Source organism: Candidatus Paceibacterota bacterium (assembly GCA_035438625.1).
GTDB lineage: Bacteria > Patescibacteriota > Minisyncoccia > Phycocordibacterales > DAORIS01 > DAORIS01.
The window spans coordinates 98,864-112,933 of sequence record DAORIS010000002.1 but is presented as its reverse complement, the minus strand read 5'-3'; the positions used below and the strand labels follow the sequence as shown (position 1 = coordinate 112,933).

The window sequence follows — 14,070 nt, the reverse complement described above, 5'->3', positions numbered from 1 at the left end:
GAGTAAGTCGTAACAAGGCACGGGTAGCGGAAGCTGCTCGTGGAACAATTCAAGTGAAATTGCTATCGAAGCCCCGATTTTTATCGCGGTCTAGGTGCTTAGCAGTCGATCATCACCCTCGGGTGATGGGAAGATGATGGTGGTTCCAGAACGATCCATTCGCAATCCCGGAGACGGCGTACCGGGCCAGTTGGACACGATTCGAATGTGTCCAACTTGCAGAACGGAACAAAATAAAGCACATTATTTTGGCAAAAGCCGCTTATTGAGAAATCAGTAAGCGGCTTTTGTTATTGCTTAACAAACAATGTGTCGTGAGAATGAGACTCAACTTTTATAAATCCGTTTGATGTAAATACACGAGATACCGCTTCTTCGTTTCTGCTCATTTCAATCATGATGTATGATCCTATCGGCATATCTTTAAGTGTCGATGTCATTCCTTTTAACACCTCTCCTTCAGCACCTTCAACGTCAATTTTAATAAAATCAACTTCAGTAGTAGGGACGTTTTGTTTTGAAAGTAGTGTGTCAATTCTAAAAACAGGAACAACATGCCGTGTATCCATAACTGCATCATTCACATGATAGTCAACGATGTTTCCGCCACCAAGATGGTGTGAGTCCGCTTGGATAGTGACAGTGCCTTCTGTTTCACCAGCTGCAATATTTATAGCGGTCACTTTTTGCACTAACGAATTAAGGGCAATATTTTTAAATAGTATTTGAAAGGTAACAGGATTTGCTTCAATCGAAAGTATCTTTTTGTATCCATATTGGCTTGCTGCCATGAGGGTGTATTTTCCAATGTTTGCACCAATATCAATACATACTCTTTTGTATGCTGGTTTTCCAGGCCACGAAGCTAGGTGTGACTCAAAGTATTCAGCAGAAATTGTCATGGAGTCATTGAAGGGTCTAACTGACCAGGTGCCTATTGAATTTTGGATAATGAATTCAGGTGCCGGAAGCCATGATCGAATCCTGCGGAGTTGTCTTCCGAGTGTAGGAATTTTTCTAAGGCAAAAGCTAAATACTTTAGTTAGAAAGAAGAATGTTAGGAACAGGAGTTTGTTGTGGTTCTGGACGGTTGTTTTGTTTGCTACTGCACTGATGGATTGGAATTTTGACATTGGAAAATGGCTGAATAGTGAGTTCGATTATAACACCACATAAGTGGGGTTAAGGGCAAGTTTTTTGTGTGTATTTGCTATGATGTGCCTATACAAATCAAACAATATATTTTCATTCATGGAACCAACACAAGAACAGCCTACAGGTAACCCGATAGGCGAAACAGACAGTAGTCAGTCAGCATTTAGTGAGCCGAAAGCTAATACACAAGGTGAGGCACCTCAGGTTGAACCAGCTACAGAAAAAGACACAACTGCAGCAGCACTTGCATATGTCATTTTCTTTATTCCACTTCTTATGGCATCAAAGAATCAGCCATTCGTGAAGTTCCATACTAAACAGGGAATGGTGCTCTTCTGTTACCATGTGGTCGCAATGGTCATTGGTGCTGTCCCGGTCTTAGGATTTATTGGTGCACTTCTGTCAATTGCAGGATTGGTGTTTGTTGTTATCGGTATTCTAAACGCACTTAATGGCAAGGAGAAAGAATTGCCATTGATCGGTACATTTGCTTCAAAGGTACATATTTAAGCACTTCGTTCAGTACAAAAAACTGCTCTTTTGGGGGCGGTTTTTTAGTGTATTTGACAAATTTTGTTCTACGTTGGCCTATATTGACAAATGTGTGATTTGTGCTATAATAGATACCAGGTTTAGGTCAATCAGTTCTTTGGCAGCTGTAATGCAGCAAGTGGAAGGTGAGGCTATGGATAGCCTTGAAGGAAAGAGTGTGGGCGACTTAAACGTCCTTAATCCGAATGGTCCGGTACAGACATGGGATGTGATAATGGAAGAAATCATGTCTCGCATCAAACGGGAGAAAGATCCTAACTCTAAAACGCCGAAAAATCCGACGTTTAGAGAAGTTCAGGAAGAAATCACTCGAATCAGGGATGCGTCTAAAACTATCAGTGCGCACCAAGCAAATATTCGCGCAATGATGCTCACGTTCTCTGTTCCGTGTGGGACAGAGCGATTTGGGAAGAAACAAGCAATTTAATCACTGCGAAAGCGGTGAAGGGAAGTCCGATGTCTTTAGATCCAAATGGTGGTAATCCTGGTCTCTCTGTCCATGAGCAAATTTCAATGCTCGACGCTGCTCGATTTGCTGTAGGAACAACAAGTCCTACGGTAGCAAAGGAGCTTCTTGAGAAGCTCAAAGCCAATGAAGTCCGAGCCGATAAGGTTGCGGACATCAGGGCCAGGCTCGAGGATGGCACATACGAAAGCGATGCGATGCATAATCGTGTGGCTGGCGAAGCTCTCGACGACTTGGAATGATCTCAATCCACTAACCTCAAAAAAGCCGTATCCTCTGGGTACGGCTTTATTTTATTCGGTTTTTCTGGTAATGTTTTTTGCACGCGCGTGTAGCTCAGCTGGTAGAGCAATCGACTGATACTCGGTAGGTCCCAGGTTCGATCCCTGGCACGCGCACTATATTGATCCTAATTGGGTGTGAACAAGCGTCTCTGGATGTATGAGGTTTAAGGAGTATACTTAAGTGGGCGCTACAAGATTAAGTTACATTTAAATTTTATGGTTAAGACACTCGCATATATCGTTGGAGTCGTATTCTTGGCTGTGGGTGTATTGGGATTCGTTCCAGCACTTACTCCAAACGGTCTTCTTCTCGGAGTATTTGAGGTTGATGGGATCCACAATATGGTTCACATCCTCTCAGGTCTTGCTGCTATCGTTGCTGCTGCAGTTTCAACTGCATACGCATCTTGGTACTTCAAGATTTTCGGAATTGTATACTTGCTCGTTACTGTACTTGGATTCATTGGAAATGATCCAGTACTAGGACTTATCGTTGTAAACACAGCTGATAACTTCCTACACCTTGTCCTTACAGCAGTCTTCCTCTATGCAGGATTCGGACTCTTAAGTGGCAATCGTGACCAGATGATGACAGTCTAGTTTTTCTAGAATAAAAAACACCCTAGACCCTCTAGGGTGTTTTTTATTTGCAAATAAGTCATTTTACGGCTATGATTCACCCTCTATGAAAAATATCGCCACACCACACACACCTGCATTAAAAAAGACAAAGATTGTTGCAACTATTGGTCCTGCAACAGAAAAGGAGCCAGAATTTACAGAACTTGTTAAGGCAGGACTAAACGTCATGCGTCTCAACTTCTCTCACGGAGACCACCCTGAACACCAGGCTCGCGTTGAGGTGTGTAAGAAGGTGAGTGAAAAGTTGGGTGTGCACATGGCAATTCTCCAAGACCTTTCTGGACCAAAGATTCGTATTGGTGATTTTGGAACTGAAAGTGGACGAGTAACTCTCAAGGCAGGTCAGAAATTCACAATTACAACAGATAAGGTGATCGGAACAGAAGAAAAGGTTTCTGTTAACTACCCAACACTTCCTCAAGAACTTAAAGTTGGTGGCTTTGTTCTCCTTGATGATGGAAAGAAGCGTCTCCAGGTTACTGAAATCAAAGGCAATGACATTCATTGTAAGGTGATCGTTGGAGGTGATACAAAAGGACGACGTGGAGTTAACCTCCCAGGGGCGTACCTAAAGATCAGCTCTATTACTGACAAGGATCGAAAGGATCTAGAGTTTGGTATTAAGAACAAGGTTGATTACATTGCTCTTTCATTCGTACGACGACCAGAAGATATTACTGAACTTCGTGGAATGCTCGATAAGGCAAAGTCAAAAGCAAAGATCATTGCAAAGATCGAAACAGAAGAAGCTATTGATAACCTAGAAGCAATCGTTGCGCTCACTGATGGTGTGATGGTGGCTCGTGGCGACTTGGCAATCGAGGTTCCTGCTGAAAAGGTTCCTATGATCCAGAAGCGACTTATTGCGATGTGTAACGAACAAGGAAAGCCTGTCATCACTGCAACTCAAATGTTGGAGTCTATGATCAAGAGCCCAGTTCCAACACGTGCTGAAGTTTCAGACATTGCAAATGCAATTCTTGATGGAACAGATGCGATTATGCTTTCTGAGGAAACAACACTTGGTGAGTATCCAGTTGAGGCAATCAAAGTGATGTCACGTGTGGCAGCAGAAATTGAAGCCCAGTATCCAATTCGAACGGTTGAAGAGGTTATGACCGATGAAAAGAACGTTGTTGATGCTGTTTCAGGCGCTGTAATTCACATTGCTACACAGCTTGATGCAAAGGCAATTATTGCAGTAACCCACTCAGGTCTCACTGCTCGAATGCTTTCACGCTTTAAGCCAGCACAACACATCTATGCACTTACTCCAGATCCTAAGGTTGCAACACAGCTTGTCCTAACAGCTGGTGTAACTCCAGTACTCGTTGAAAAGCGTGCTTCAGCCGTTGATACGTTTGAATCTGTAAAGAAGGTGATGATCAAAAACAAAATGATCACAAAAGGAGATGTTGTTGTTCTTGCTGCCGGTCTTCCATTCGACAAGAATATTGACACAAACGCGCTCATTGTAGAAACAATTTAAAAATTAGTTTGGTTGCAAAAAAAGCAGGTATTGTACCTGCTTTTTTTGTTTTGGTATAGAAATATTTTTAATTAGATTTTATTTTTTCTTCATAACAGATTGGTATACTTTTTGCATGAATACTACAATCGATACAAAGAAGCAGATACGGTACTCAATTAAGGATACCGATTTGTTCTTAGACGTCTCAACTCCTCGGGAAAGAGAGTATGTATTGCGAGTTAGGGATTTGCCCAAGGAAGACCAACCGAGAGAAAAATTATTATCTACTGGCCCAGGAGCGCTCTCTGTTTCAGAGCTACTAGCGATTGTTCTCGGTAGCGGTACGAAAAAAGAGGGGGTATTAGAGATGTCAGAAAAAATAGTTAAAGAATATGGAGAACGGGTGCTCTCAAGACAGGTAAATGCAGAAGAAATGGCAACTGAACTAGACATTCCATTATTTAAAGCGATGCAGGTTGTTGCGGTAAGTGAATTAGGTAGGAGATTTTTTGATAAGACTGCAGGTGGTATGGCGGTACTTAGGACACCTGAAGATGCATACAATTATTTGCATGACATGCATAATCTTCCTAAAGAGCATGTCCGTGGAATATATCTAAACGCGCATCATCAAGTGATTCATGATGAGGTAATTTCAATTGGAACTGTTAACTCAAATCTTATCCACCCTCGAGAAGTATTTCGCCCAGCATTACAGTATGGAGCAGCTGGAGTAATTCTTGCCCACAACCATCCGTCAGGTGTTATGGAAGCTTCGATATCAGATATTGAAGTTACAAATCAACTTATTGAGTCTGGAAAAATATTAGGAATTACGTTGATTGACCACATTATTGTCAGTGGTGAAAAATTTATTAGCATAGATGTTGATTACAATGCCTAGCGCAACAATTCATAGGACATATTCATTCGGACGGTTAGTACAGGTCCTACACGATGCACCCCGAACAGATAATCCTGAACGCGATAGAGATATATTAGAAGTATATTTTACTGACCTTTATAAACTTCTACTTGTTAAGCTTGCAAAATTTGAGTCATCACCTGAATTTTCTAAAGTCGACACAGACAAGATGCAGCACCTGCTTTCTGAGATTATTAACGTAAAATGCCTGCTTTCAAAGTGTACGGTTGAGTAACTTTTCTGGTATATTTATTGCATGGACAATAGGGGGTATGAGGCATGTAAACAATGGCTCAAAGGGAAGAATGTGACCGTCATGGGTCTTGGACTACTTGGTCGCGGGGTTGGTGATGTTGCGTTTTTTGCTGAGCACGCAGCGCATGTAATTGTGACTGATGTAAAAACAGAAGCGCAGTTAAAGACTTCAATAGATCAACTGAAGCAATACTTGAACATAACATACCGTCTCAGTGGTCATGTTGTAGAAGACTTTATATCGGCTGATATTGTGTGCAAAGGTGCCGGTGTTCCACTAAATTCACCGTATATTGAAGCTGCTCGAAACGCAGGAAAGGAAGTGGTGATGAGTTCTGCTGTGTTTGCACGGTTTGCTGTAATGTCAGGAGCGAGAATTGTTGGTGTCACAGGAACTCGAGGAAAAACTACTGCTGCATACTTAATTCACCACGTGCTTAAGGAAAGATCTATTCCAGTTCGACTGGGTGGAAATATTCTTGGAGTATCAACGATTCAATTTCTGAAAGATATTGTATTTGGTGAAGTGTTTGTGCTTGAGCTTGATTCTTGGCAGTTACAAGGTTTTGGAGATTGGAAAATCAGTCCGCACATTGCAGTTTTTACAACCTTTCTTGAAGACCACCAAAATTACTACAAAGATAAGCCACAACAATACCTTGCTGACAAAGCAAATATTTTCTTGTGGCAAGATGTACACGACGTACTAATTCTCGGACCGCAGTGTGCGGGTTTAATATCGGAAACATATAAACGGAGGATTAATGGTCGGCTGGTTCTCTCAAAAGATATTCCAGAAGGAAATTTTTCACTGAAATTAATTGGGAAGCATAATATTTATAATGCTGCTATTGCCCAGAACGTGTTAAAGGAACTGGGAATTACAGTTGAAGAAAGCAACGAAGCAGTGGCGTCATTTGTGGGTGTGCCGGGTAGATTGGAAGTAGTTTCAAAAGAGAAGGTTGATAGTACAGATAAGGTGAGGGTGTGGGTCAATGATACGACCGCAACAACACCTGATGCACTCTTTGTCGGTATTACCGGACTTATAGAATCGGGGCATGGAAACATCGTATTAATTGCCGGTGGAGCGGACAAGGAATTAGGCCTTGGAAAGGCCCTGGAAGCTCTAAAAATGGCCAAGGTGTGCATATTATTACCTGGTACGGGAACTAATCGATTAAAGCTAGAATTAGCCACTTCAGGGCTTCCGTATGTGGAGGTTTCTGACATGCATGAAGCTGTATTGTTAGCTCAAAAAACAGCACTTGAAACTGGTGCTGATGCGGTACTGATGAGTCCAGGATTTGCCTCATTTGGACTTTTTAAAAATGAATATGATAGGGGAGATACGTTTGTGTCAGAAGTCAAAAAACTACAACATCAAAGTTAATTCATAACTCTGTAAAAAATAGTAGAATGGCAGTATGGATGTATTCGCTGTAAAGAAAGCGCATTTTATTGGAATCGGTGGAATTGGTATTTCTGCAATTGCGCGCATGCTCATTGCTCGTGGTGTTGCTGTCTCAGGGTCTGATCAGGCTGATGGGAAAGTGGTATCAGAATTGAAAAAGCTCGGTGCAACAATTCACATTGGCCACGCCGCAGAAAATATTCCACAAGACACAGAGCTTGTGGTGTATACAATTGCGATACCTAAAGACAACGCTGAACTAGTACGTGCCAGTGAAATGGCAGAGTCTGGCATGAAAGTCATGACATACCCCGAAGCACTCGGTGCTTTTTCTTCTGGGATGTATACGATTGCTATTGCCGGAACTCACGGAAAGACCACAACAACAGGTATGGTTGCTTCAATGCTCATGCATGCAAAAAAGGAACCAACTGTCATAATTGGAAGCTTTCTTAAGGTTCCAGGGGCACATAATGAATTTTCGAATTTCATTGCTGGCGCGAGCGATCTTCTAGTTGTTGAGTCGTGTGAATACAAACGTTCATTTTTAAACATTTCTCCAGACATTGCAGTTATCACAAATATTGATGACGACCATCTTGATTACTACAAGGATCTCGCGGATATCCAACGTGCTTTTTGTGAGTTTGTTGATCGTATAAAACCAGGAGGTGTACTCATTACTGACGTAACACATCCTTCTGTTGTGCCTGTTGTTGAATATGCTAAAGGAAAAAATATTACTGTCATTGATTACACAGTCGGTGGATTTAACGGGAAGCTTTCGGTTCCAGGTGTCCACAACCGAATGAACGCAAAAGCTGCCTTTGAAGCAGGAGCTTTCATGGGAATGGATACAGAAATTTTAGAACAGGGACTTACAACATTTTCTGGAACATGGAGACGGTTTGAATATAAAGGAGTAGCAGCATCAGGAGCGAAAATTTATGATGATTATGGTCACCATCCAACTGAAATCAAGGCGACTCTTGCTGCTGCACGAGAAGAATTTGGAGACAAAGCAGAAATAGTTGCGGTGTTTCAACCACACTTATATAGTCGAACAAAAGAGCACTTTAATGAATTTGCCGAAGCGTTTACAGATGCCAACAGTGTCATACTGCTTCCAATTTACGCAGCGCGAGAGGCATTTGACCCGACAGTAACACATACACTTTTGGCTGATGCAGCGAGAACCCATGGAACTGCCGCTGTTGCGGTGGGAGATTTTGATGAAGCTGTTGCAAAACTTACAAAAGAACTGACTCCAACATCAGTTTTGATCACAATTGGAGCAGGAGATGTCTATAAAGTTGGGGACAGGCTTATACACACCTTGCGGGAGTAGCGTCCCCGTGAGATTATTGTTTGATGAAATACAACGCGATCGTAGGCTTAGCCCTCCTGAATATCCTCTTCTTTATTGTTAGTGTTCCGTCAACACTTAAGCTTATTCTTTTCGTAATCGTATCTCTAACTATTATCGCCCTCATTTCAAAGGATGCACCAATCCTCCGTCCGCTTGTGACTGATGCTGCTCCGCACCGTGAAGGCACAGTACCTGAAACGTATGTGGAAAGCCGCTAAGGCAGTACTCATTGGTGCGCTTGTAATTTGTATATTTGCAGTAGCTCTTGCTGCCTCGTTTAACCTCGCTCCTAAATATTTTAGGGTGTCATACCAGCGTACAGCTGACGAAGTTGTTTCAGCTGCTCAAACTGCTATACAAAAAATTGCAGTCGCTGAAGAGAAAAAGAAAGTTATTTCTCGCATTCCTACACCAGAAGCTGTAAAGGCAATTTATATAACCAACTGGGTTGCGGGTACAAAACATCTCCGAGACCCACTCATTAAGTTAGTTGAAGATACTGAGATTAATGCAGTGGTAATTGATATTAAAGATTACACAGGAAAGATTGGCTTCATTCCAAACGATCCAGACCTTCTTGCAACCGGTGCGGGAGAAGCACGCATTGCTGACATTGATGCGCTTATCCAAGAACTCCACAACAAAGGAATCTATGTTATTGGAAGACTCAGTGTGTTTCAGGATTCGTACATGGTTAAGGCTGAGCCAGAATGGGCAGTAAAAAAATCATCTGACACATCAGCGGTATGGAAAGACTATAAAGGAGTCAGTTGGCTAGATGCGGGAGATGAACGTGTCTGGAACTATGCAACAAAAATCGCACTTGAATCATGGAACCGAGGGTTTGATGAAATTAATCTTGACTATATTCGATTCCCATCTGACGGAAATATGAAGGATATATACTTTCCTGCAAGTGAAGGAAAGATTAAGCAAGATGTTTTAGAGAGTTTTTTGAAGCATATATCAGGCGAACTAAAAAAAGAGAACATTCCAATATCAGTTGATCTCTTTGGAATGGTGACAACAAATACAGATGACCTTGGTATAGGACAAGTATTAGAAAAAGCACTACCGTACGTAGACTATGTTGCACCAATGGTGTACCCGTCACATTACCCAGCAACATGGAATGGTTTGGCCAATCCTGCAGAACATCCATATGAAGTGATTAAGATATCTATGAGCCGTGCGATGGAGCGTGCTGTTGCAATGGGGATTTCAACAGATAAATTACGTCCATGGCTTCAAGACTTTGACCTTGGTGCTGATTACACAGCAGACATGGTCCGTGCACAGATTAAAGCTACAAATGATATTGGTCTTGATAGTTGGATGATATGGAATGCATCAAACAAGTACACGAATGGTGCATATCTTCCTGAATCAACACAATAGTTCTTGTGTGTGAAATGGTATACTAGTCTCTAATGGAAGATCGAGTAGCGTACTTTGCAGAAACTGATACGAGGGGCCGAAGAGTTAAATTCGGCATTAAAGCCTCGGACAGAACTCGACACGTCTATATTATTGGAAAGACGGGTATGGGAAAGTCTACACTCCTTGAAAACATGGCCGTCCAGGACATGCAAAACGGGGAAGGAATGGCCTTTATTGATCCCCACGGAAAAACAGCAGACCTCCTCATTGATTATGTTCCAAAGGAGCGCGTAAAAGACGTTGTATATTTTGCACCGTTTGATCTTAACTATCCAATTTCATTTAACGTGATGGAGGACGTTGGGTATGAACGTCGCTTCTTGGTGGTCTCAGGTCTCATGAGTGCATTCAAGAAGATTTGGCAGGATGCGTGGTCAGCTCGTATGGAGTATATTCTCTCGAATACTATTCTTGCTCTTTTGGAGTATCCCGGCTCGACACTCATTGGAGTTAACCGAATGCTTTCGGATAAGGAGTATCGAAATCTGGTAGTTGCAAACATCAAGGATCCGGCTGTAAAGTCGTTTTGGGTAGATGAGTTTGCAAAGTATAACGAGCGATACATGCAGGAAGCGGGAGACGCGATCAAGAACAAGATCGGACAGTTCACCTCGAACCCAATGATCCGAAATATTATCGGCCAGCCGAAATCGTCATTTGATTTCCGCGAATTGATGGACAAGAAAAAAATTGTCATCATCAACCTCTCAAAGGGGCAAGTTGGAGAAGGAAATGCAAATCTCCTTGGAAGCATGTTGATTACAAAAATATACCTTGCTGCAATGTCACGAGCTGACGCTGCTCCCGCAGTTATAAAGAACATGCCCAATTTCTACCTTTACGTAGACGAGTTCCAGTCATTTGCTAACGAGTCATTTGCAAACATTCTTTCGGAGGCTCGAAAATACAAGTTAAATCTAACTATGGCACACCAGTACATTGAACAAATGTCTGAAGAGGTACGTTCTGCGGTGTTTGGAAACGTCGGAACAATGATTGCTTTTCGCGTCGGTGCCTATGATGCTGATGTCTTGGAAAAAGAATTTGCGCCGCAATTTGAGGCAAATGATCTAGTTAACCTTGGTTTCGTACAGATTTATCTCAAGCTCATGATTGGTGGTGTGACATCTCAGCCGTTTTCCGCTGTCACACTCCCTCCAATTGCAAAACCACTGGTGTCATTTAGAGAGCAAATTATTGATGCGTCGCGTGCTAATTTCTCAAAGCCTCGTGGGGAAGTAGAAGAATACATTAAGGAGTGGCATAAGCCTATTGAGTCAGCTGAGCGACCTGTCCGCCGACAACCTGAAAATCGACAACCTGATATAAGACAACCAGAACGACCAGCAGTGCGTCCACGGGAACCAGAGCTTGTTGGGAAAGAAGATATGCAGGACTCTTTGAAGCGATCGGTAAAGAAAATGTATACGTCGGAGCCTATGCCAGCATCAGATAGATCACCAGTGGAAGAAAGTCTTAAGGCTCAAGTTAAACCGAAAGTAATGCCGCGCTCTGAAGTTGAGAAAAATGAACAGAAGAATTCTCTCCGTGAGCAGTTACTAGCAATATCAAAGGAACTCGAGAAGAAGGAAACTGTGTCCGTTGCGTCAAAGTCTCCAACTCCACCAACTGACACACGAACTCACGCTGAAATTCCAAGAGAAGAATTACAGAAAATTTTTCATTCGTAGGTACAATAACCGTACGTATGCTTTGGTGATGCCAATAAATGCACCTGGGTATTCGTGTTTGTGATCTTTTACAATTGAGAGTATTGATGTGTACATGTCTTTTTCTCTGCGCTTGCTAATACTTCCCGTTCGAACTGTGTATGCAGTGTCAGCCTCAGGAATATTAGAAAACTTTGCAATCTTTCCCATTCGAAGCCACATATCATAATCTTCTGCCAAGTAGAGTGGTTTGAAACCTCCGGTAGCTAAATATGTATCTTTTTTAAAGACCACTGAAGAAGTTGTAAAGCAGTTCTTTCTGAGAATAATTGCACGAATATCAGCATCAGTAGCTGGGTTAGTGTATATACCAATTTGGGCACCATCTTCATTCATCAGATGGGTGTTTGTACACCCTACAAGACAGTGGTCTCTATGAGCCTCTAAAAAGGATATTTGTGCACGAAGTTTGTCAGAACTGATCCACCAGTCATCATCATCGATGAGGGCAATATATTGGCTAGTAGAGGCGTTAATTGCTTGGGTGCGTGCTTTTCCTGGTCCAACGTTATTAGTATTCGTAATGAGTCGAATATTGGCTTGTGGATGTGCCACAATAAGGTTCTGGATGACCGTGGGAGTGGTATCAGTACTTGCGTCGTCTACAATGATAATTTCATTGGGAGGAATGGTCTGATGAAGAACACTTTCTATTGCTCGAGTAATGAATGCCCCTCCATTTCTTGTGGCGCAAATGACGCTGACTGATGTTTGTACATGTGATTCGTTCATAGTTTGTGCCACTCGGGGGGTAATACTAATGATGTATCAAGGCGAGGGTCTGCGGTCCATTGTTTTGGTGCGATGACAATTTTATTTTTGTGTGGATTGAGCCATGCACCCCACCAGCTATAGGTGCTGTTTGCGATGATGTGGTGTTTGCACTTGCTCATTAATGCCATCTCTTCGTAATCTTTGATATCTGGTTTGTCTACAAACAGAGCGCTGTCTAAAAATTTCATATTCTCTTTGCACCACGCAATGTCGTCTGAAAATATAACCCAGCTAGGTGTCTTGCCTATTTTTTCTTTCATTGCATCAGAGGCACGAACATAATATTGGTCTGTCATATATCCCATCAGTTGAACTGAACGGTAGTTTGAGACGTAGTCTGTACGGCGAACATGTACTGACACTGGAGTCTCTAAATTTTCAATGAGTTGGAGCACGGTACGGGCATTTCCACCGAGTGGATTTTTTAATGCGAAATCATCTCTAATGATGTTCTGTATTTCTTTGAAATACACTTCACTTTGCCAAAAACCTTCTAAAAATGATCCGTCTTTTGCGTGGTCAGCTTTCTTGTCATACGCAAAATGGTCAGGTTTAATAAGCTTATGAGTGATTCTTCGTATTGCTGTTTCAATAACACCTCCTTTGTATTGAGAGATGTTTGTAGCGCGTGCGCCCGGGAAGAGTCTAAAGCAATCAAGGGAGTATTGTCTTGCAGCATCATTAGGGTATAGCGCGTTGTATTCGAACCGTGAGGTGTCGAGTAGTAAGTCAGTCTTGTGTTTAACAGCTAATTTTCTTCCAAGTGCATATTGGAACATCTGGTTTCCAAGTCCTCCTTTTAATTTAACTGTGATCATAGTGGCTGTGTCCTTCGCTTTATCCAAAAGCATCCACATGCGTACGATGCACTGTCACCCGACTTTGGGTCAGCATTTCGAACCATTGGACCCTCTTCTTCAAATTGAGGGATGTAGGTATATTCGTGGATATAAAATTCCTCGTCACACACGATTTTCTTGACCATTTCATATGAGTAAATCCTGTGGGCATTATATTCAATGCGAGGTTTTCCAACCGGCATGACAAGAAGTAGGTTCCCGTCTTGAGCCGTCACTCGCTTGAGTTCCTTGATTGCCTTGATGTCTCCGTCTGGGTCAATTGGGTCTCCGTACCTTCCAAGACCGATGTGCTCAAGGGTGTGCATGCATGAGATTGAATTGATGCTCTTGTTACCAAAAGGTAAATGCATTAAATCCGCATGTTCACTTTCAAGACCTGAAAGATGTAATGCGGCAGGGCGATAATCGTAAAACTTAATTGGAACAAATGCTGAGGCAACTCCACAGAAATATAGACTTGAAGAAATGTCTGTATGGAATTTTGGGTTAATTTCTTTAACTACTCGTGCAGCCCATGCAGTGTGATATACATAATGACGTTCAAATTTAGTACCAGCGGTCTTGTCTCCAATACAAGGATACGCATCAGCGAGGCGCATCGGGAAACGATCTGAAAGTTTCTTTGCGAATGAAAACCAATCGGGGAGTATAAACGGTAGCTTTGACCAACGAATGATTCTAAAGCCAATACGGCGTATTTTTCTTTTGAGTGGCATTTGTGAAAAATTCATAT

The 14,070-nt window shown here is 42.2% G+C and carries 16 protein-coding genes and 1 tRNA gene; 13 read left to right on the top strand and 4 right to left on the bottom strand.

What is annotated here, in order from left to right; all coding sequences use genetic code 11:
- Nucleotides 1-290: 290 nt before the first annotated feature.
- Entirely contained in the window at nucleotides 291-1,133 is an 843-nt protein-coding gene (locus PLF31_01385) for an FkbM family methyltransferase (protein ID HRH26105.1), read from the bottom strand.
- A gap of 118 nt (nucleotides 1,134-1,251) precedes the next feature.
- On the opposite strand from PLF31_01385, the gene PLF31_01380 reads away from it, so the two are divergent.
- The 13 genes from PLF31_01380 (at nucleotide 1,252) to PLF31_01320 (ending at nucleotide 11,664) form a co-directional block, all read left to right on the top strand.
- Nucleotides 1,252-1,665 carry a hypothetical protein gene (locus PLF31_01380; GenBank protein HRH26104.1) on the top strand — a complete coding sequence of 138 codons (414 nt, stop codon included), beginning with the start codon at nucleotides 1,252-1,254 and terminating at the stop codon, nucleotides 1,663-1,665.
- Between the two features lie 94 nt (nucleotides 1,666-1,759).
- Nucleotides 1,760-2,134 carry a hypothetical protein gene (locus PLF31_01375; GenBank protein ID HRH26103.1) on the top strand — a complete coding sequence of 125 codons (375 nt, stop codon included), beginning with the start codon at nucleotides 1,760-1,762 and terminating at the stop codon, nucleotides 2,132-2,134.
- 29 nt (nucleotides 2,135-2,163) lie between these two features.
- A complete protein-coding gene (locus PLF31_01370) occupies nucleotides 2,164-2,415 on the top strand; it encodes a flagellar biosynthesis anti-sigma factor FlgM (GenBank protein HRH26102.1) in 252 nt (83 codons plus the stop codon).
- An 83-nt stretch (nucleotides 2,416-2,498) separates the two neighbouring features.
- Nucleotides 2,499-2,571 (top strand) — tRNA-Ile (locus tag PLF31_01365).
- Nucleotides 2,572-2,673: 102 nt separating this feature from the next.
- Nucleotides 2,674-3,057 carry a DUF4383 domain-containing protein gene (locus tag PLF31_01360; GenBank protein ID HRH26101.1) on the top strand — a complete coding sequence of 128 codons (384 nt, stop codon included), beginning with the start codon at nucleotides 2,674-2,676 and terminating at the stop codon, nucleotides 3,055-3,057.
- Nucleotides 3,058-3,142: 85 nt separating this feature from the next.
- On the top strand, nucleotides 3,143-4,588 hold the full coding sequence (pyk, locus tag PLF31_01355) for a pyruvate kinase (GenBank protein ID HRH26100.1): 1,446 nt from the start codon (nucleotides 3,143-3,145) through the stop codon (nucleotides 4,586-4,588).
- Between the two features lie 115 nt (nucleotides 4,589-4,703).
- Nucleotides 4,704-5,474 (top strand): DNA repair protein RadC, encoded by a 771-nt coding sequence (gene radC / locus PLF31_01350; protein ID HRH26099.1) that lies wholly within the window; start codon nucleotides 4,704-4,706, stop codon nucleotides 5,472-5,474.
- A complete protein-coding gene (locus PLF31_01345; GenBank protein HRH26098.1) occupies nucleotides 5,467-5,730 on the top strand; it encodes a hypothetical protein in 264 nt (87 codons plus the stop codon). The genes radC and PLF31_01345 overlap by 8 nt, the downstream gene beginning before the upstream one ends.
- Nucleotides 5,731-5,751: 21 nt before the next feature.
- A complete protein-coding gene (murD, locus tag PLF31_01340) occupies nucleotides 5,752-7,143 on the top strand; it encodes a UDP-N-acetylmuramoyl-L-alanine--D-glutamate ligase (protein ID HRH26097.1) in 1,392 nt (463 codons plus the stop codon).
- 34 nt (nucleotides 7,144-7,177) lie between these two features.
- Complete coding sequence (gene murC / locus PLF31_01335; protein HRH26096.1) at nucleotides 7,178-8,512, top strand: UDP-N-acetylmuramate--L-alanine ligase; 1,335 nt, start codon at nucleotides 7,178-7,180, stop codon at nucleotides 8,510-8,512.
- Between the two features lie 23 nt (nucleotides 8,513-8,535).
- On the top strand, nucleotides 8,536-8,751 hold the full coding sequence (locus PLF31_01330) for a hypothetical protein (GenBank protein HRH26095.1): 216 nt from the start codon (nucleotides 8,536-8,538) through the stop codon (nucleotides 8,749-8,751).
- Complete coding sequence (locus PLF31_01325) at nucleotides 8,735-9,931, top strand: putative glycoside hydrolase (GenBank protein ID HRH26094.1); 1,197 nt, start codon at nucleotides 8,735-8,737, stop codon at nucleotides 9,929-9,931. The genes PLF31_01330 and PLF31_01325 overlap by 17 nt, the downstream gene beginning before the upstream one ends.
- A gap of 32 nt (nucleotides 9,932-9,963) precedes the next feature.
- Complete coding sequence (locus PLF31_01320; protein HRH26093.1) at nucleotides 9,964-11,664, top strand: type IV secretion system DNA-binding domain-containing protein; 1,701 nt, start codon at nucleotides 9,964-9,966, stop codon at nucleotides 11,662-11,664.
- Here the strand turns inward: PLF31_01320 and PLF31_01315 are convergent.
- From PLF31_01315 to PLF31_01305, 3 genes are read right to left on the bottom strand one after another with little or no spacing between them, the layout of a single operon-like run.
- Complete coding sequence (locus PLF31_01315; GenBank protein ID HRH26092.1) at nucleotides 11,641-12,435, bottom strand: glycosyltransferase; 795 nt, start codon at nucleotides 12,433-12,435, stop codon at nucleotides 11,641-11,643. The two genes, PLF31_01320 and PLF31_01315, sit on opposite strands and share 24 nt — an antisense overlap.
- Complete coding sequence (locus PLF31_01310; protein HRH26091.1) at nucleotides 12,432-13,295, bottom strand: alpha-1,2-fucosyltransferase; 864 nt, start codon at nucleotides 13,293-13,295, stop codon at nucleotides 12,432-12,434. Before PLF31_01310 ends, PLF31_01315 begins: the two co-directional genes overlap by 4 nt.
- Nucleotides 13,292-14,068, bottom strand: a complete 777-nt coding sequence (locus PLF31_01305; protein ID HRH26090.1) for a DUF268 domain-containing protein — start codon at nucleotides 14,066-14,068, stop codon at nucleotides 13,292-13,294. Before PLF31_01305 ends, PLF31_01310 begins: the two co-directional genes overlap by 4 nt.
- Nucleotides 14,069-14,070: the final 2 nt, after the last annotated feature.